This window comes from Hyphomicrobium sp. (assembly GCF_047600905.1).
Lineage (GTDB): Bacteria > Pseudomonadota > Alphaproteobacteria > Rhizobiales > Hyphomicrobiaceae > Hyphomicrobium_B.
Genome location: NZ_JASGKD010000001.1, coordinates 1,094,529 through 1,111,343, shown reverse-complemented (window position 1 = coordinate 1,111,343; position 16,815 = coordinate 1,094,529). Strand labels below are relative to the sequence as shown.

Here is a 16,815-nt window from a genome sequence, read left to right as displayed (position 1 = left end):
GGGCCCGCAGGGAAATCTCTTCGATGTCTCAATGCTCAGGTCAAGAGTGACGCGGATCTCGCATTCGCCGACCTTGCGCCTTATATACGGCGACCGGAACGGCTTCAGCAGGGGGTGTGGCAAGGACCCCGCCGTCATTACGGCTGTTTCGACAGACGACGAACCGCGAAGGTCCTATGGCCAATCTCGATGAGATCTACAACACGCGCATCCTCGAACTCGCGGGGGCGATCTCACATACCGACCGTTTGCCCAATCCGGACGGCAGCGCCACCGGCCATTCCAAGCTCTGCGGCTCGACCGTGACCGTCGATCTCAAGCTTGACGGCGGCCGGGTGAGCGACTTCGGCCAGTCGGTCAAGGCCTGCCTGTTGGGCCAGGCATCCGCCTCCGTTATGGCCCGCGAAATCATCGGCTCGACGCCGGACGAGCTTCGGCAAGTCGGCCGCGAGATGCGCGCTATGTTGAAGGAGGGCGGGCAGCCCCCGACCGGGCGCTGGGCCGACCTTGCGGTCCTGGAGCCGGTCCGGAACTATAAAGCGCGCCAGGCCTCGACCCTGCTCGTCTTCGATGCCGTCGAAAAAGCGCTCGAGGATGCCGAGGGCCGTAACGGCGAAGCGCTCCAGGTCGCCCGCTAACCTTGACTGCAATTTTTTCCGGCGGAAAGGCCTGCGTCGCCCCTTCCGCCAATCGACGGACACGGGTTCGCCGTGCTCTATATCGCGCTGACTACACCCTCGATCGATCCGGCGGGCTGTTTCGACAACGCGGCGAAATTGTTTGTTCGTCGTCTTGCTGGAAGGCTTTTGGTTTGTGAAAAACTGAGAGTAGAAGACACTGTCGGCGCTCGGTTCGTTAGTCACAAAAATGAAGAAAGAAGCAGGCGCATTCGGCGCGATGACTGAGTGCGCGGCGGCCGGACAAAACCGATTTTAGAGCACAATAGGAGAGCCAGATGTCAGCGCAGGATAACGATAGTGGCGCGCGCACGAGCAGTGCAGCCTCATCGACCAGCGCCTTGAAATGGGTCGCGATTGCGATACTTGCGTTGCTGGCGATGTATGGCTGGCAACAGAAATCGTCCGCCGAAGGGGAACTCACGGCGCTCAGAGGCGAAGTGGCGTCCCTGCAGAAGGCCGTCGACGACGCGGCGGAAGTCAGGAAATCCTCCCAGGATGAGATCGACCGCTTGAAGTCGGCAGTAGCCGATGCGCAGCGCCAGGTTGATGAAGGCAAGGCCGATGTCTCGACGGCGATGGCCAAAGTCTCCGAACTCGACAACAAGGTCGCCGGTCTGACGAAGGACAACGAAGGTCTTCAGGCCAAGCTCGCGGCCGCTGGCGACGCCGCCAAAAAACTGACCTCCGAGTTCGACGTCGCCAACAAGGCAAAGAGCGACGCCGAATCCGCCGCCAACGCTCTCCGCGGCGAGATCGACAGTCTCAAGGGCCAGATCGCGACGCTTCAGAAAGATCTCGATGCGGCAAAGGCCGCCGCGCAGCAGGCGACGCCGCCTGCGACACCGGCTCCCGCGCCTGAAACGCCCGCGGCGCCCTGACCGGAGACAGCCGCGCATCGCTTCGGTCTTGCATCGGCGCTTGGAAGGCGTTTTGTTCCGGGCCATGACGTCCAGGCTCACCAAAACGCTCACCAAGGCGCCGATCCATATCTACCGCCATACTTTCAAATGGTTGATCGGCAGCCAGTGCCGGCATTGGCCGACGTGCTCGGAATACGGCCTTCAGGCTATTGAACTGAACGGCGCTTGGCGCGGCTTCTGGCTGACCCTGTCCCGCTTCGTCCGCTGCGGCCCCGGAGGCACGCACGGCGTCGACCCGGTTCCGGATATTCGCAACGTCAACCATCCGTTCCAACCCTGGCGCTACGGCCGCTGGCGGTAAGCGCTCGCGACCGTCGTCTTCGGTCGGGCGAGCAAGTTCGAGGATGACGAACGACCAGAGCTTGACTCGGAGCCGCCTGCACCCCATTACGCCCACCGAAATCGTCTTACGCCGCGTTCGTATGCGGCGAGTGAGCAAAGGAGGCCACGATGACAGACGTCACCATTACGTTCCCCGACGGCAAACAGCGCCAGATCGCTAAGGGAACGACGGGCCTCGAAATCGCCAAGTCGATCTCTCCCTCACTCGCGAAACGTACCGTCGCCATGCAGCTGAACGGCGCGCTGGCTGATCTTGCCGATCCGATCAATCACGATGCGTCGATCAACTTCGTGTCGCGCACCGACCCGGTCGCTTTGGAGCTGATCCGGCACGATGCCGCGCACGTGCTCGCCGAAGCCGTGCAATCGATTTGGCCGGGCACCCAGGTGACGATCGGCCCGGTGATCGACAACGGCTTCTACTATGACTTCGCCAAGCAGCAGCCGTTCGAGCCGGAGGACATTCCGAAGATCGAAAAGCGCATGGGCGAGATCATCGCCAAGAACGCGCCTTTCACCAAGGAAGTCTGGTCGCGCGACAAGGCGAAGGAGTTCTTCCGGAACAAGGGCGAGTACTTCAAGGTCGAGTTGGTCGACGCGATCCCGGAAGGCCAGGATCTCAAAATCTACAAGCAGGGCGAGTGGCTCGATCTCTGCCGTGGCCCGCACATGACGTCGACCGGTCAGGTCGGCAAAGCTTTCAAGCTGATGAAGTTCGCGGGCGCCTACTGGCGCGGCGATTCAACGAAGCCGCAGCTTCAGCGCATCTACGGCACGGCCTACGCGACCGAAGATGAACTCAAAGCCTATCTGCATCAGCTCGAAGAAGCCGAGAAGCGCGATCATCGCAAGCTCGGCCGCGAGATGGATCTCTTCCATTTCCAGGAAGAAGCGCCGGGCTCTGTGTTCTGGCATCCGAAGGGCTGGACCTTGTTCCAGACCCTCATCGCCTATATGCGCCGACAGCAGGCGCGCGCGGGCTACACCGAGGTCAACACCCCGGACATGATGGAGAAGCACTTCTGGGAGCTTTCGGGCCACTGGGAGAACTACGGTGAGAACATGTTCACGACCGTCCTGCCGGACGAGCGCGTGTTCTGCTGCAAGCCGATGAACTGCCCCGGCCACGTCCAGATCTATAAGAACGGCCTGAAGAGTTATCGCGATCTGCCGCTGAGGATTGCCGAGTTCGGCAAGGTGCATCGCTATGAGCCGTCGGGCGCATTGCACGGCATGCTGCGCGTGCGCCACTTCACGCAGGACGACGCGCACATCTTCCTGACCGAACACCAGATCATGGAGGAATGCCTCAAGATCAACGATCTGCTGCTCTCGATCTACAAGGACTTCGGCTTCGAGAACATCGTCATCAAGCTGTCGCTGCGCCCAGAAAAGCGCGTCGGCTCGGATGAGCTTTGGGACAAGGCCGAGAAGGCGCTGGGCGACGTGCTCGAAGAAGTGAAGCGCCGCTCGAACGATCAAATCAAGACCGAGATCCAGCCGGGTGAGGGCGCGTTCTACGGTCCGAAGCTCGAATACGTCCTGCGCGACGCCATCGGCCGCGACTGGCAGTGCGGCACCACGCAGGTCGATTTCAATCTCGCGGGCCGTCTCGGCGCGTTCTACATCGACGAGAAGTCGGAGAAGAAAACGCCGGTGATGATCCACCGCGCGATCTTCGGTTCGCTCGAACGCTTCACCGGCATTCTGATCGAGAACTTCGCCGGGCATTTCCCGTTATGGCTCGCGCCCCTGCAGATCGTCGTCGCGCCCATCGTCTCGGACGCGAACGATTACGCCGTCGAAGTTGCGGAGAAAGCGAAGGCGCTGGGACTGCGCGTCGAAACGGACCTTCGCAACGAGAAGATCAACCTGAAAGTCCGCGAGCACTCGCTGACCAAGGTGCCGGTCATTCTCGTCGTCGGCAAACGCGAGGCGGAAGAGAAGAAGGTTTCCGTTCGCCGTCTTGGATCGCAGGATCAAACCGTGCTTGGCCTCGACGAGGCATTAACGGCACTCGCCGCCGAAGCCGTCCCTCCGGATTTGCGGTAGGTGCCCGCGCAGCGGGCATCCGTTCAAGTATCCGGCTTGGCTGGATCCCGGCCTTCGCCGGGATGACGCTGGATCATGCGGGTTCCCTCTCCTCGACGTCATGGCCGCGGAGGCGGCCATCCAAGGCGACGTGCTATCAAAGCTATGCCCCGCGCAAACCCCAATCTGGTTAGGAGACGGCGTTTGGAAATTGCTCGCCGAACCTGCATGAAACCATCCCGTCTCCGTTCGCGTTGCACCCTCGATGTTGCAACAAACGGAGTACCCCCCAATGGCTTCATCTTCCGCATCCCAGTACGGGTCGGGCACCATTGAAGACCTGAAAAGTAAGGCCAAGCAGTCGTTCGATGACGCAACGGATCGCGCCCAGGAAATCGCGGGCCAGGCTCGCGAGCAGGTCGGCGAAGTTGCCGGCAACGTAAAGGGCGCGATCGACAAATCCGTCAAGGATCAGCCGATCACCACACTGTTGATGGCGGCTGGCGTCGGTTTCGTCATCGGCGCGCTTTGGAAATCATAAAAACACACGCCCCGCGCGAACGCTGAATTTTTTCTCCGTCGAGAGATCATCGTTTCGATCTCTCGACGTTTTTGTTTGCCGATCACGACTCCGACTTCCGCGCTGCGGCTTCCTTCTTCAATTCGCCGCTGTAGAGATCGATCGCCGCCGCGCCGACCTCGTTGATGTAGGCACGCACGAGCCGTCCTGAGATCGTCCCCTTGAGCCATTGGAACAGCGATTTTGATAATCGCTCCCGCATTTCGTAAGTCGCGGCCGTGGCAGGATTGGCCAAACGCGCAACCCGCCATACCGACCATGCCCGCCCGGCGATGTCGTAGATGCCGCGCCAGCGATAGACTTTTGCGAACTGCGCGACCGTCAGCCTGCTGCCGAGCGGGATCGTCCCTTCGAATACGGGGCGCAGCCGGCCGCTGACTTGTTCGACAAGCGTCAAAGCCTCCGGCACGGTGAAGTGCAGCATCGGATCCTTGTCGGCGGGGTGATAGACCTTGGCGACGATCTCGACCGTTTCCAGCCCTGTATTCAACAGATCGTTCCAGGTCGATATCGTCCGCGAATTGGAATCGTTCGCGAAGACTTCAACTGCGGCTTCCGCTTCCTCGCGCGCAGAATCTGAATCGATCATGACATCCGGGTTCGTCGGCGGCGCTGCAACTTTCGGCCGAACCATCTCTTCGGGTGTCACGGCAGCAGGACGCCCAAGAGTTTGCCGCTCGAACACGAACGCAACCGCCGTACATGCGAGCGTGGCAAGCGCCCAGTAGACGAGATAGCCATGCTGCCAAAGCCAAAGGCTGCCAAGCGGGATGAGGGCAAGCGTCGGCAGCAAAAGCCCCATCGCGACGACAAACAGGCGTAGGGACGTAAGGGCGTCGTTCATTCCGCGCTCCGTCGAGGTTCAACCTCCGAAAACGCAATCGCTGCCCTTGCTGTTCCGAAGCACTTAAAGTTGGAGCACAATCAGCTCCAGCGCCGGTTCGACCACATCCATTGCTCGGGAAGCTCTCGCACCCACTCTTCGAACTGGCGGGTCATCTCTGCGGTCGCCCATTTGACGTCGTCGCCCTGATTGGCGGTGCGTGGAATTCGCAATTCCTTGAGCTCGATTTCGAACCGGCTGTCATTGCCGACGCGCATGCACCGGCTCATCCAGATCCGTGCCCCGACGCGCCGCGCGATCATCGCCGGGATCGTGACGGTGCGCGCGTCTTTGCCGAAGAACGGAACGGGCATGCCAGTCCTGTCCCAGAGATCGCAGACGACGCCGAGGCGGCCGCCGTTGCGGACGTAATCCATGATGATCCGCGCCGTCTTCTGGCTTTCGCCGTGATCGCCTTCCACCCGGCCGCGGCCGAACAGGCCGCCGGGATAGAGATCGCGTCGCTGATAGCGGATGTATCGATCGATGTAGGGATTGTTGACGGAGCGATAGACGCACGCGGGGTTGGCGCCCGCCAGCGTTAGCGGCCAGATCGCAAGCTCCCAATTGCCCATGTGCAGAGACGCGCCGACGATCGGCCCGAGCTTGCTCGCATAGCGGTTGAACACTTCGGGATTCTTGATGGTGAGGCGCGAGGGTTCGGCGATGATCTGATCGATCCGCATCGTCTCGGCCATGACACGGCCGAGGTTCTCCCAGTGCGCGAATGCGATCGCTTCGCGTTCTGACTCGGATTTTTCCGGAAACGCGATCTTCAGGTTGGCGAGCGCGCGCTGATGGCGCTTCGGATTGATTTTCGGCGCGAGGCGGCGCCAGCACCATGCCGATATGTGGGTCGCGGTGTCGAGCGGCACGATACGTACGATGCCGACGATGAAGCGCAGAAGCACGTATTCCAGTCTGAACTGCAGATCCCGCAGCCTTGAAACTTCAGTCGAGGACAGGTCTTTGATTCCTTATCTTGCGCGAAGAACGCTGAGGCGAGATGCCTTTCAGCGCGTTTGCTCGTCAAGCCTCGGTGGCGAGATTTCCTCAGCGCTCATCATCAGCGGGTTTGAAGCGGCAGGCAGGATGCCTTCGCGCATGACGCGTGATCGCAGCGCCGGGCTCGACGCCAGCGCGAACAGGCCAAGTCCGCGCGCTAGGCTCACGCCGGGTATATAGCTGGAAAGCAGCGACCGGTTGAGCAGATCGACCGCGAAAACGCGCGTCCCGATGTCCGCCCTGCGCGCGCTTTCGTACCGGCTGAGCGTCTCCTCGCCGCCAATGTCCGCTCCGCTGCGTTTGGCGTCGCTGGCAATTTCGGCAAGCGTGGCGGCATCCCGGCAACTGAGATTGAGGCCCTGCGCGCCGATCGGCGGAATGACGTGCGCGGCTTCTCCCGCCACCACCACCCGGTTTTTTGCCAGCGAACGCGCGGTCTGTCCGGAAAGCGGAAACGATTGCCGCGGCGAGAAATTCGAAAGGCTGCCGAGCAACCCTTGCAGCGCCTGTCCAAGCTCACGCCCGAAGGCCGCATCGTCGAGCCCCATCAGTCGCTCGACTTCCTCACGGCTGTCGATCCAGACCAGATGCGACGTTAGTCCCGGCCCGGGCACGACGGTCAACGGGCCAGCGGGTCGATGCAACTCGGTCGAGATGTCCCGATGCCGACGCTGGTGGTGAAACATCGTGATGATCGCCGATTGAGGATAGGTCCAACTCGAAACCTCGATACCCGCCGCGGCGCGCGTAGCTGACGCCCGCCCATCAGCCGCCACGGCAAGCCGCGCATGAAACACGCCATCACCCGCGACCGTCAGTTCGACCTCATCGGCACCGATTTTGACGCTCGTGACCCCAGTCGGTACGCGGGTCATTGAGGGGCCGCAGACGGCCTCCAGAGCCTTCGTCAGGGCCATATTCGGGATGTTGTAGCCGAAGGCCTCAAAGCCCGCTTCTCGCGCCTCAAAGAGCACCTCCGGGGCTCTGAAGAGGCTTGTGCTCCCATCTACAATTCTAATGCCGCCGATTGGCTCGGACCGGTCCCTGAGCTCCGGCCACACGTCGAGTTTTTTGAGCAACTCGATCGAACCGCCAAACAGGGCCGATGTCCGCCGATCCTCGGAATTGGCTGGCGGTCCTATCAGCAACGTATCGAGACCGGATCGCGCGCAAGCCGCCGCGGCGATCAGTCCGGCAGGGCCCGCGCCTATCACAGTAACGTCAAAAATCTGTTGTCCAGCCATGCTTTAGGCCCCGAAAGTGTGATCATTGAAACACAGAAACCGCGCAAAGGCCCAGCTGTGACCCGATTGCAACGTTTGTGACGGTCCTCTGTCACGTATCTGTTATATTAGCGTGGTTAGCAGACATCCAAGTTGTCCACATGGTTTCAACGCCTGAGGACATAAGGGCGAAAACGCCCGGCGTACCAGGGGATTGTACGCCGTTCTGATCTGGGGTCTGTAAAATAGAGGGGCACCGATGAAATCGGTTTTCAAGTTATCAGCCAGCCGTTGGGCGTTGCTGGCAGCCTTTGGGTTGGCTGCCGCTGGGACCACACCGGCGGCCGCGGCGGATTTGGGCGGCGATTGCTGCGCCGATCTCGAAGAGCGCGTTGCCGAATTGGAAGCCACCACCGCCCGCAAGGGTAACCGCAAGGTTTCGCTGACGGTTTCCGGTTGGGTCAACGAAGAGGTGATGTACTGGAACGACGGTACCGAGAGCAACGTCTACGTCGGCACCAACAAGCTTGAGCAATCGCGTGTCCGCTTTGTCGGTGAAGCGCAGATCGTTCCCGGCTGGTCGGCTGGTTACACGCTCGAACTCGGCATCAACGGCGGTAGCTCGAACACTTGGAGCCAAACCAACGTCGATGGCAGCGGCAGCAACGCCGTCTCGGTTCGCAAAAGCAGCTGGTTCATCAAGAGCAAGGACCTCGGCAAGGTCACGGTCGGGCAGGACGGCACCGCCCTGTACCACGTGCTCGACGATGCCGATGGCGCCAACACGCGTAACTTCTCCGACGCGCAGGCAGCTGCCGTCGCACAGAGCGGCTTCCTGCTTCGCCACAACGGCTCGACCATCAACGGGCTGACCTGGGGCAATATTCTTCAAGGCATCGACAACGGAACCGTCGGCCAGGACGGCCGCCGCAACGTCGTCCGTTACGACTCGCCGACGTTCGCTGGCTTCACCGTCACGGCGTCGTGGGGTGAAGATGACGACTGGGGCATGTCGTTGAACTTCACCAACGTCTGGGGCGATTTCAAAGTCCTCGCCAAGGTCGGCTACGGCCAGAACTCCGATGAAAACATCGGTTGTTCGACCAAAACCGCACCGACGGACTGCGAAATGTTCGGCACAGCCGCGACCATCATGCACGTCCCGACCGGCCTGTACGTCTACGGCGGCTACGCTCAGAACCACGATAACCGGGTTGCCGACCTCGGCGCTCCGGGCACCGAGGCGACGAGCAGCATGTGGTTCGTCCAGGGCGGCATCGAGCAGAAGTGGATCCCGCTCGGCAAGACGACCGTCTTCGGCGAATACCGCCACGATGAAGGTGGCAGCAAGGACAACGTCACTTTCAATGGCGCAGCACTTGCGTCCACCGACCTGAACTTCGTCGGCGCCGGCGTCGTCCAGCACATCGATCCGGCGGAGATGGATTTCTACGTCATCTACCGTCACGCTGAAGGCAACATGACCAACGTCGCGACGGACAAGCTCGATCTCGACGCCTTCGATGCAGTCCAGATGGGTGCTCTGATTAAGTTCTGATCGCTCTCTCCCGTTTGCGACAGAAGTTGGGGCCGCCTTAGGGCGGCCCCTTTTTGTTCTTGTAGCGAATACTTAGTTATGCTTCGAGAATTTCTCCCGGCATGTGTCGCTTGGGCGACATGGCGACCGTACAACAGGCACACCAAGAAACGATGGCAAGTTCAACAACCCTGGGATATTGCCATTGAGTTTCTGCTATCTACCTAGCAACACTGGCTTATGTGCATGCTTTCGAAGCATCGCGGGGTATTTGTGAGACGGCTAGGACTGGTGCTTGTCGTACTGGCGGCGTTGGCTGCCGCACGAGGCACGGACGTATTCGCTATGGAAGAGCAACGGGGTGCCATCCCCGGCGGCGTAGCTGTGCCCGATGCCCCGAAGTCCCAGGAGCAGGAAGAGTCCGCTCCCGCCAAAGCTGAAACCGGCACCGAGATCCGCATTCCCGGCCTCGGCAAGATCGGCACGCTGCCCAAGATGGATTTCGGTCTCGACCTGCTTTACGGCGCCGCCGAGGACGACAACGCCAAGACGACGCCCGACTTCCAGAACGGCAAGGATGATGACGAAAAGCGGGATCTGATGATCCACGGCAGCGTCAAGCATCGCTTCTAGCCATTCCGCTTCGCCCGTCCGGCGCCCGCTTTACCCGGCCTTAATCGTGGCACTCCTATAAGCCGAGATCGCCTTCTTTTTTGCGAGGGATCGAAGCGCGTGAATTACGCGAGCCCAGCGCCAGATCGACGCCGCGGAGCTTGGTGGCTTCTGAAGCAGCTCTCCGTCACGATCATCTGCATCGGCACCACGGCCTACTTCGTTTACCACATCCGATACGGTCGCCACGGCCTCGAAGCGCGTAGCGAGCTTCAGGAGCGCTCAGCGCTTCTCGATTTCGAGATCAAGGGCCTCGAATCGGTGCGCACAAAACTCCGTCAGGACGTGGCGCTCTTGTCGCCGGAAATTCCCAATTCCGATCTGATCGAAGAAATCGCCCGCGACGTGCTAGGTTACGTGCGTCCCGACGACAAAATTGTTGTCGCCCGATAAAGACCGTAGTTCACTGATATCCAGAAATATTGCGATGGCGTCAGCCGGATTTGCGATGTGCAATCGCCGAACGGAATGCGCCTCGGCCGCGCAGCGGCGCGTTTGTAAAGCGAGGAGTGCATCGAAGATGTCTGATTTTCATGATTCGGAGCCTCTCCTCGAACTCGACATTCCCGACGGGGTGCCTGAAGCCGAACAAGCCGTCGAACTGATCCGCGCTTGGGTTGCCGACGGTGCATTGGCGGTCGCTCTCAACGGCGAAGCTTTTGGAACGCAGCTCGAAGAGTGGGGCCGTGTCCTGGCGCAGATCGGCCATCACATCGCGCACGCGGCGTCGCTGTCGGGCGAATTGGGCGAGCAGCATTCGATCGATGCGCTGCGTAAGGGCTTTGACGCCTCCTTCCCGAAATCGGATTTGGCCGCCTACGGCAAAATGCGCCGCCGCGTCACGCACTAGAAAACCCAAGTTACGCACGCGCCGCGCTCGTTAAGCGGCCTAGACTGTTGCGAATTTGCGTCACATCGCCGATGTCCACACCTTCACCTTTTGTGGCGTCCATCCCCCGGGGATGACTGGGGCTCCCCAGCTTGCGCCCCGCGCTAATCGATCTCTAAACAACAAGGTTCGTGCGCGTTGAGTTGCCTGCGTGCAACTCGGGGGAATTGGTCATGACTCTCGTTTCTTTTGGCAAGGTGGGATTGGTCATTACAGCGGCGGCACTCGTCTGCGGCTGCGCGAATTCCGGTTTCGACCTTTCGACCGCATCGATCACGCCACAGCAAACCGCCGCGAAGACCGATCCGATCTGCACGTCGCTCGCAAGCCAGATCAACGCGCTCAAGGCTGACGGCACGATCGAAAGGCTGCAGCAGGCCGCCGACGGCAAAACCGCCAAGGTATCCGTCAAGCGGACCGCGCTTCAGAAGCAAGCGGAGCTGAACAAGGCGTATGAGCAGTTCCAGACCCGCTGCGGCCCGTCCGTTCCTGGTCAGGTGACTGCGCAAGCGCAGACGCCGACAACGACGCCGGCGGCGACCAACAAATAAGTTGCGCGGTCCGCGCGCGCTCGCATGACGCCGGATTGGCGGCCTCGAAATTTTGGCTGCCGCCGGGAGGGTGCGTCGAAGAGCGCCTATTTTCACACGGGAGAGTGCTGCCACGCTGCCACATGAACGCCGCGGGGGATTGCGAAGCCGGTAAGCCTGTGGTCTTTCCGACCTTCGAAGGACGAGGCTTCCTGATGATTTTAAGCAAGCGAGACGAATGATGCGGGGTTGCCGAGCAGTCGTTGCTGTTTCCGTCATGACGGCAGCGCTTCAAGGTTGCGGCGGAGCCGCTGGAGGCAATGGCGATCCGGGGGCGAGACCCCTGCCGCCAGGCGAGTCATGCGGTTCGATCCGCAATGAGCTCAATCGCCTGGACTCCAAGGGCGTGCCGGCTCAAGTCGAACGCGCAAGCAATGGCGGCAAGCTCACGCCGGCGCAGCGCAGCGACGTTGACAAGTACAATGACCTGCTCAATCAGTATCTCGGCGCGCGTTGCCACGTTTAGGCAGGTGTTGTTTGCCTGAAGCGCGGACCGCTTGGGCTCGGGTCATCCGCGAGCCGAACGTTGTCGGAGATAACGATGGACAGCCAAACCCGTGATTTGATCGTCTTCGCTCTGATCGGCATCGTCGCCGGCTTCCTGGCCTCTCTCGTTGTCGGCGGAGACGGCCTGATCCGCTATCTGATCACCGGTATCATCGGCGCTTTCGTCGGCGGATATCTGTTCAAGGCTTTGGGCATCAATCTCGGGATTGGCAATCCTCTGATTTCCCAGATCATCACCGCTGCGATCGGCGCGATTATCATCGTCATTCTGGCGCGGCTCATCGCCTAAGCCACCCGCAATAGCTCCGCGCGCGCTGTTAACTGCACGAATTCTCTCTGCATTTCACAAGCGTATGACGGTGTGTCATAAGTCCGCGCCATGCCGTCTTTTTCCACTCAACGCCACGTCCGCTTCTCAGCCGCGCAAATGTACGCGCTCGTCGCCGACGTCGAGAAATACCCCGAATTCCTCCCCCTCTGTACCGGCCTGACCGTGCTTTCGCGCCAGCCGCGAGGCGAGGGCGAGGAACTTACCGCCCGCATGAGCGTCGGCTATAAATCCGTTCGCGAGAACTTCACGACTCGCATCGTCACCGATCCGGCCGAACGGCGCATCGACGTCGCCTATCTCGACGGTCCCTTCAAGCGTCTCGATAACCGCTGGCGGTTCATCGACGATGCCACCGGCTCGAACGTTGATTTCTTCATCGATTACGAGTTTCGCTCGAAGCTTCTCGGCGCGCTGATGGGAACGATGTTCGACCAGGCATTCAGGCATTTTACGCAAGCCTTCGAAGACCGCGCGGCAAAGATCTATAAGACAGCGCCGCCTGAAACCGCGACTAGCGGATGATCTTCTCGGAATTGCGCGCGAGCGATAGTCCCTTGAGCGTCTCAAGCCCTATCGCATCGTGAAGCCGGGTCCCGGAGAGATCGGCGCCGGTGATATTGACATCCGTCAGATCGGCGCCGGTGAGGTCCGCACCCGATAGGTCAGCGCCGCTGAGATCGGCTCCGGACAAATCGGCCCCCCGCAGCATCGTCGCCTGCAAAACCGCGCCTCTGAGGTTGGCGAAGCTCAGTTGAGCGCGCTCCATGTTGGCGCGTGTTAGATTAGCTCCCGACAGATTGGCGTTGACGAAGATCGTCCGCCAGAGATGTTCGATGAAACCTGTCTTGTTGTTTGGAGCGCAGGACGAATCCGTCAAATCGGCGCCCGAGAGATCGGAACCGGAAAAATCGCCGAAAAACTTTACCCGCTTCAACGAAGCGGCTTTCAGATTTGGCGCTTCTTTCGGCACAGGCTCCAGCGTCGACGTTGTCGACGGCCGCATCATCGTCGCGTCGTCAAGGGTCGCGCCGTCCAGGCGGGCGCCGATCAGCGTCGTTCGATCGAGTATCGCACCGGTGAGATTTGCGTTCGAAAGATTGGCTCCGGTCAAATCCGAGCCGAACAGATTGGCTTGCCGCATATCCGCCTGCTTGAAATCCAGTTCTGCGAGATCGAGGCGCGTCAGGTCGCGGCCGATGAGTGAAGGATGGCTTCCTGGAGCGGCGCGGAACAGAAGCACGGAAATATCTCGCGCCGTGAGATCGGCAGCCGATACCGGCAAAATCAGCAGGCCGATGCCCGCGATCGCCAGCGCCGCGATGGTCGTGCGCGATAATGCGCTTCTTCTCATTGCGCCGCCTCTTCGAGCAGTCTTAATGCCGCCCTGAGGCTGGCCAAACGGACTTCGTCGCGGCCGGCATCGCCGAACATATGCCGTTCCACGCGAGGGGCATCAAATACCGAGGCGATGCCGATGTAAACCAAACCGACCGGCTTGTGGGCCGTCCCGCCACCGGGCCCCGCGATCCCCGTGACCGATACCGCAAGGTCCGCCCCCGAGGTACGCACGGCGCCGTCGGCCATCGCGTGCGCGACCGCTTCGCTGACCGCACCGTGCTGCTTGAGGAGTTCGCTATCGACGCCGATCATCTGCATCTTGGCGTCGTTCGAATAGGTGACGAACCCGCCAAAAAAAACGTCCGACGAGCCGGGCACCGCCGTGATCGCGCTAGCGATTAGGCCGCCGGTGCAGCTTTCCGCCGTCGTCAGCATCCGGTTCTGCACTCGCAGACGCTCAATAATACGCTTCGCACTCTCGAATACATCTGCGGGAAACACGTCAATCCTCGTCGCTCAGCCCAAAAGAAAAGAGGGAGCGCTTCTTTTGAAGCGCCCCCCGATAAGGGTAACTAGAGAGAGGAGAATGTGCAAACGGCCTTGCTTGATCAGGCCGCCGCTAGAACCTCGGCATGTGAAAGCAGACTGTCGAGAACAGACCGGCTGTCGGAACCCATGGCACCGACGGTACGCTTCTGGGCATCTTGCCAGATCGGATAGGCTTCTTTCAGGACGGCCTGACCTTTGGGCGTAAGGTGCAAGCCGCGGCCGCGCCGACCGGCGGGGGGGTCCATGATGATGTGACCGTCCCCGAGCAGGCGCTTCAAGTTGCGAGAGAGTGTGGACTTCTCGATGTCGAGTTCGTGACCGATCTCGACGGCGGTGATGCCGTCACGAGACGCCAGCTGGGCGAGCAGCGTATATTGGCTAGCGGTGATGCCGAGTGGGCGCAGGGCATCATCGTAAACCCTCGTAACGATACGCGAGAGCTGACGCACACGGGTTGCCAAGCACATCTCAGCTTGAGCCTCGGCAATTGTGCTGATGGCAGCATCGACGGGTTGGCGGTCGAGATTTTGGGGCATGATGTTCATATCGGCTCCCGTATGAGCACTCGCAAATGTTCGTGGCAATACAACCACGTGCCAATTTGATGCCGCGATTCTGCCTTGAGGGTCAATGGAGAAAGGCGTTGCAAAGCAGCATCTCGTCCTGTCGAGTGGCTGCAACGCTCAGATACAACTGAAGCCGCCGCGCAGATCAGATTTTGCGCAGATTATGAACGCGATTGCGCGTGTTCCTCGCGGGCCGCCTCGAAGACTTCATGTGCAGCACCCGCATTGAGGGCCGCGATCCCAAGACCCACGATCAGGTCCGGCCAGTGCGAGTGGGTGACACTCGTCAGCAGCCCCGCGCCGATGATCGCCACGTTCGCCGCCACGTCGTTTCGCGCCGAAAGAAATGCAGCGCGGGTCAGACTTCCACCGGCAGCCCGGAAGGGCGCCAGCATCCACGCACAGATGGCGTTGACCGCGAGCGCACCCGCGCCCGTCACGGTCAAAGGCAACGCGTCCGGTACGAGCCCGCTCGAAAAGTTCTGCCAGGCGGTCCAGAGCGTCGCGAGACCCGGCACCAGAATGACGAGGGCAAGCACCATGCCGAGCTTTGCCCGTTGCGCCACCGAGAATCCGAGACCGGCGAGGATCAGCAGATTGATCGCGCCGTCCTCGAGGAAATCGACGCTGTCGGCAAACAGCGCGACCGAGCCGATCGCCAGCGCGACCGCGAACTCGATCCCGAAGTAGGTGAGGTTGAGCACGGCGACGTTTCGCACGGTCACGCGCAACGCCCTGTTCGTCGCGATGTCCGTTGACGATGTCTGCTGCTCTTCCTTCATGCGCCGTCCGCCGGAAGATAGACCATCGCGGTCGCCATCGCCGCGATGCCTTCGCGCCGGCCGGTAAAGCCCATCTGCTCCGTCGTTGTCGCCTTGATGCCGACGCGCTGGGCGGGAATGCCGAGCACGCCGCCGATCAATTCCTGCATCGCCTGCCGATGTGGTCCGACGCGCGGTGCTTCCGCCAGCACGGTGATATCGACATTGCCGACGCGGCCTCCGCGCTCGCGAACGCGCCGCGCCGCATCTTCGAGAAAGAGCTTGGAGGCAGCGCCCTTCCATTTCGGATCGGAGGGCGGGAAATGCTGGCCGATGTCGCCATCGCCGATCGTGCCGAGCAGGGCGTCCGTCAGCGCGTGCAGAACGACGTCGGCATCGGAATGACCTTCGAGCTTGTGCGAATGCGGAATTCTGACGCCGCCGAGCCAGACGTGATCGCCCTCGGTGAAGCGATGAACGTCGAAGCCCGTGCCCACGCGCGGTTCAAGCACGCTCGAAAATTGCCGGTCTGCCACTTCCAAATCCTCTGCCGTCGTGATTTTGACGTTGCTGCTTGAGTCCTCGACAATAGCTACGTCGAGCCCCGCCCATTCGGCAATTGCCGCATCGTCGGTGAATGTGTCGATCGCCGCCGCTGCGGCCTTACGGTGCGCGGCAAGAATGTCGGCGAACCTGAAGCCTTGCGGCGTCTGCGCCCGCCATAGCCCAAACCTGGCAATCGTTTCGGTGACGACGCCATCCGATGCGCGTTTGAGCGTATCGCTCACCGCGAGAGCCGCCAACGCTCCTGGATGCGCTTCGAGGGCCGCGATCACATTCGTAATCGTCTTGGCGGAAACGAACGGCCTCGCTGCATCGTGGATCAGGACCAGATCGGGCGGCGAGGCGGCAAGTGCCTCAAGTCCGCAAAGCACGGACGCCTGCCGGGTCGGCCCGCCGATCGCCGGTTCGGTAAGCTTGCCCGTAGCCACGGACGCCACGGCATCCCGGTAGAGATCGCCGTCGTCCGCATGGCGGACAACCTTGACCTCGTCGACGGGCGGATGCCCCGCAAACGCGGCAACGGCCCGCGCCAGCACCGTCTTTCCGCCGATTTCGGCATATTGCTTAGGTCCTGCCCCATGAACGGCAGCACGCGTCCCCCGTCCGGCCGCGACGATCAGAGCGGCAATGCGCAAGATAGGTCTCCCCAGGAATAGGATCTGCCCGAAAACAGGGCTGCCAATCCCTGCATAGCGTGCGGCGCCCCTGCAACTCTTGGCGGATGTCGGACATCCCCGAAAGGTGGCGCGCCTGCCGATTTCATAGCCAGAAGAAGCCGAACCGCGTCAAATGGGCAAATTGTAAATGTATTGTTCGCCCTTGCGAAATCATTCCTCGTTGCCTAGTC

Annotated in this window: 21 protein-coding genes; 13 read left to right on the top strand and 8 right to left on the bottom strand. The window is 61.1% G+C overall.

Annotation, left to right across the window (positions count from 1 at the left end):
• Window positions 1-176: 176 nt before the first annotated feature.
• The 5 genes from QM780_RS05525 to QM780_RS05505 all read left to right on the top strand — a co-directional run bounded on the left by QM780_RS05525 (window position 177) and on the right by QM780_RS05505 (window position 4,514).
• Window positions 177-638: an iron-sulfur cluster assembly scaffold protein gene (locus QM780_RS05525; RefSeq protein ID WP_415069485.1), complete on the top strand. Its 462-nt coding sequence runs from the start codon at window positions 177-179 to the stop codon at window positions 636-638.
• A 317-nt stretch (window positions 639-955) separates the two neighbouring features.
• Window positions 956-1,558 carry a hypothetical protein gene (locus QM780_RS05520; RefSeq protein ID WP_415069484.1) on the top strand — a complete coding sequence of 201 codons (603 nt, stop codon included), beginning with the start codon at window positions 956-958 and terminating at the stop codon, window positions 1,556-1,558.
• A 64-nt stretch (window positions 1,559-1,622) separates the two neighbouring features.
• Entirely contained in the window at window positions 1,623-1,901 is a 279-nt protein-coding gene (gene yidD / locus QM780_RS05515) for a membrane protein insertion efficiency factor YidD (RefSeq protein WP_415069483.1), read from the top strand.
• Between the two features lie 149 nt (window positions 1,902-2,050).
• A complete protein-coding gene (gene thrS / locus QM780_RS05510; protein ID WP_415069482.1) occupies window positions 2,051-3,994 on the top strand; it encodes a threonine--tRNA ligase in 1,944 nt (647 codons plus the stop codon).
• 271 nt (window positions 3,995-4,265) lie between these two features.
• Window positions 4,266-4,514, top strand: coding sequence for a DUF883 family protein (locus QM780_RS05505; protein ID WP_415069481.1), 249 nt, complete (start codon window positions 4,266-4,268; stop codon window positions 4,512-4,514).
• Window positions 4,515-4,596: 82 nt separating this feature from the next.
• On the opposite strand, the gene QM780_RS05500 is transcribed toward QM780_RS05505, so the two are convergent.
• The 3 genes from QM780_RS05500 to QM780_RS05490 all read right to left on the bottom strand — a co-directional run bounded on the left by QM780_RS05500 (window position 4,597) and on the right by QM780_RS05490 (window position 7,685).
• The gene (locus QM780_RS05500; protein WP_415069480.1) at window positions 4,597-5,397 is read right to left on the bottom strand and encodes a GTP-binding protein HSR1; all 801 of its coding nucleotides are present in this window, start codon (window positions 5,395-5,397) and stop codon (window positions 4,597-4,599) included.
• 80 nt (window positions 5,398-5,477) lie between these two features.
• Window positions 5,478-6,347: a lysophospholipid acyltransferase family protein gene (locus tag QM780_RS05495; RefSeq protein WP_415069479.1), complete on the bottom strand. Its 870-nt coding sequence runs from the start codon at window positions 6,345-6,347 to the stop codon at window positions 5,478-5,480.
• Between the two features lie 102 nt (window positions 6,348-6,449).
• A complete protein-coding gene (locus tag QM780_RS05490; protein ID WP_415069478.1) occupies window positions 6,450-7,685 on the bottom strand; it encodes an FAD-dependent monooxygenase in 1,236 nt (411 codons plus the stop codon).
• A gap of 238 nt (window positions 7,686-7,923) precedes the next feature.
• Here QM780_RS05490 and QM780_RS05485 point away from each other — a divergent pair, with 238 nt between their 5' ends.
• From QM780_RS05485 to QM780_RS05450, 8 genes are all read left to right on the top strand, one after another.
• Window positions 7,924-9,222: a porin gene (locus tag QM780_RS05485; RefSeq protein WP_415069477.1), complete on the top strand. Its 1,299-nt coding sequence runs from the start codon at window positions 7,924-7,926 to the stop codon at window positions 9,220-9,222.
• A 252-nt stretch (window positions 9,223-9,474) separates the two neighbouring features.
• On the top strand, window positions 9,475-9,834 hold the full coding sequence (locus QM780_RS05480; RefSeq protein WP_415069476.1) for a hypothetical protein: 360 nt from the start codon (window positions 9,475-9,477) through the stop codon (window positions 9,832-9,834).
• 99 nt (window positions 9,835-9,933) lie between these two features.
• The gene (locus QM780_RS05475; RefSeq protein WP_415069475.1) at window positions 9,934-10,266 is read left to right on the top strand and encodes an FtsB family cell division protein; all 333 of its coding nucleotides are present in this window, start codon (window positions 9,934-9,936) and stop codon (window positions 10,264-10,266) included.
• A gap of 127 nt (window positions 10,267-10,393) precedes the next feature.
• The gene (locus QM780_RS05470; protein WP_415069474.1) at window positions 10,394-10,723 is read left to right on the top strand and encodes a DUF5076 domain-containing protein; all 330 of its coding nucleotides are present in this window, start codon (window positions 10,394-10,396) and stop codon (window positions 10,721-10,723) included.
• Between the two features lie 212 nt (window positions 10,724-10,935).
• Window positions 10,936-11,313, top strand: a complete 378-nt coding sequence (locus QM780_RS05465) for a hypothetical protein (protein WP_415069473.1) — start codon at window positions 10,936-10,938, stop codon at window positions 11,311-11,313.
• Window positions 11,314-11,530: 217 nt separating this feature from the next.
• Window positions 11,531-11,818, top strand: a complete 288-nt coding sequence (locus tag QM780_RS05460) for a hypothetical protein (RefSeq protein WP_415069472.1) — start codon at window positions 11,531-11,533, stop codon at window positions 11,816-11,818.
• 75 nt (window positions 11,819-11,893) lie between these two features.
• Window positions 11,894-12,148: a GlsB/YeaQ/YmgE family stress response membrane protein gene (locus tag QM780_RS05455; protein ID WP_415069471.1), complete on the top strand. Its 255-nt coding sequence runs from the start codon at window positions 11,894-11,896 to the stop codon at window positions 12,146-12,148.
• A 90-nt stretch (window positions 12,149-12,238) separates the two neighbouring features.
• Window positions 12,239-12,712, top strand: a complete 474-nt coding sequence (locus QM780_RS05450; RefSeq protein ID WP_415069470.1) for a type II toxin-antitoxin system RatA family toxin — start codon at window positions 12,239-12,241, stop codon at window positions 12,710-12,712.
• On the opposite strand, the gene QM780_RS05445 is transcribed toward QM780_RS05450, so the two are convergent.
• From QM780_RS05445 to QM780_RS05425, 5 genes are all read right to left on the bottom strand, one after another.
• Window positions 12,702-13,541 carry a pentapeptide repeat-containing protein gene (locus tag QM780_RS05445; protein WP_415069469.1) on the bottom strand — a complete coding sequence of 280 codons (840 nt, stop codon included), beginning with the start codon at window positions 13,539-13,541 and terminating at the stop codon, window positions 12,702-12,704. The genes QM780_RS05450 and QM780_RS05445 overlap by 11 nt on opposite strands.
• Complete coding sequence (locus QM780_RS05440; protein ID WP_415069468.1) at window positions 13,538-14,029, bottom strand: CinA family protein; 492 nt, start codon at window positions 14,027-14,029, stop codon at window positions 13,538-13,540. Before QM780_RS05440 ends, QM780_RS05445 begins: the two co-directional genes overlap by 4 nt.
• A gap of 107 nt (window positions 14,030-14,136) precedes the next feature.
• On the bottom strand, window positions 14,137-14,622 hold the full coding sequence (locus tag QM780_RS05435) for a MarR family winged helix-turn-helix transcriptional regulator (protein WP_415069467.1): 486 nt from the start codon (window positions 14,620-14,622) through the stop codon (window positions 14,137-14,139).
• A gap of 182 nt (window positions 14,623-14,804) precedes the next feature.
• Window positions 14,805-15,425 carry a cation transporter gene (locus QM780_RS05430; protein ID WP_415069466.1) on the bottom strand — a complete coding sequence of 207 codons (621 nt, stop codon included), beginning with the start codon at window positions 15,423-15,425 and terminating at the stop codon, window positions 14,805-14,807.
• Complete coding sequence (locus tag QM780_RS05425) at window positions 15,422-16,603, bottom strand: bifunctional 2-C-methyl-D-erythritol 4-phosphate cytidylyltransferase/2-C-methyl-D-erythritol 2,4-cyclodiphosphate synthase (RefSeq protein ID WP_415069465.1); 1,182 nt, start codon at window positions 16,601-16,603, stop codon at window positions 15,422-15,424. The genes QM780_RS05430 and QM780_RS05425 overlap by 4 nt, the downstream gene beginning before the upstream one ends.
• Window positions 16,604-16,815: the final 212 nt, after the last annotated feature.

Excerpts from the sequence above, each read along its gene's own strand:
- QM780_RS05435 (WP_415069467.1), bottom strand. The coding sequence starts at position 14,622 with ATGAACATCATGCCCCAAAATCTCGACCGCCAACCCGTCGATGCTGCC.
- yidD (WP_415069483.1), top strand. The coding sequence starts at position 1,623 with ATGACGTCCAGGCTCACCAAAACGCTCACCAAGGCGCCGATCCATATC.
- QM780_RS05465 (WP_415069473.1), top strand. The coding sequence starts at position 10,936 with ATGACTCTCGTTTCTTTTGGCAAGGTGGGATTGGTCATTACAGCGGCG.
- QM780_RS05500 (WP_415069480.1), bottom strand. The coding sequence starts at position 5,397 with ATGAACGACGCCCTTACGTCCCTACGCCTGTTTGTCGTCGCGATGGGG.
- QM780_RS05455 (WP_415069471.1), top strand. The coding sequence starts at position 11,894 with ATGGACAGCCAAACCCGTGATTTGATCGTCTTCGCTCTGATCGGCATC.
- QM780_RS05525 (WP_415069485.1), top strand. The coding sequence starts at position 177 with ATGGCCAATCTCGATGAGATCTACAACACGCGCATCCTCGAACTCGCG.
- QM780_RS05445 (WP_415069469.1), bottom strand. The coding sequence starts at position 13,541 with ATGAGAAGAAGCGCATTATCGCGCACGACCATCGCGGCGCTGGCGATC.
- QM780_RS05505 (WP_415069481.1), top strand. The coding sequence starts at position 4,266 with ATGGCTTCATCTTCCGCATCCCAGTACGGGTCGGGCACCATTGAAGAC.
- QM780_RS05520 (WP_415069484.1), top strand. The coding sequence starts at position 956 with ATGTCAGCGCAGGATAACGATAGTGGCGCGCGCACGAGCAGTGCAGCC.
- QM780_RS05450 (WP_415069470.1), top strand. The coding sequence starts at position 12,239 with ATGCCGTCTTTTTCCACTCAACGCCACGTCCGCTTCTCAGCCGCGCAA.
- QM780_RS05470 (WP_415069474.1), top strand. The coding sequence starts at position 10,394 with ATGTCTGATTTTCATGATTCGGAGCCTCTCCTCGAACTCGACATTCCC.
- thrS (WP_415069482.1), top strand. The coding sequence starts at position 2,051 with ATGACAGACGTCACCATTACGTTCCCCGACGGCAAACAGCGCCAGATC.
- QM780_RS05430 (WP_415069466.1), bottom strand. The coding sequence starts at position 15,425 with ATGAAGGAAGAGCAGCAGACATCGTCAACGGACATCGCGACGAACAGG.
- QM780_RS05485 (WP_415069477.1), top strand. The coding sequence starts at position 7,924 with ATGAAATCGGTTTTCAAGTTATCAGCCAGCCGTTGGGCGTTGCTGGCA.
- QM780_RS05460 (WP_415069472.1), top strand. The coding sequence starts at position 11,531 with ATGATGCGGGGTTGCCGAGCAGTCGTTGCTGTTTCCGTCATGACGGCA.
- QM780_RS05490 (WP_415069478.1), bottom strand. The coding sequence starts at position 7,685 with ATGGCTGGACAACAGATTTTTGACGTTACTGTGATAGGCGCGGGCCCT.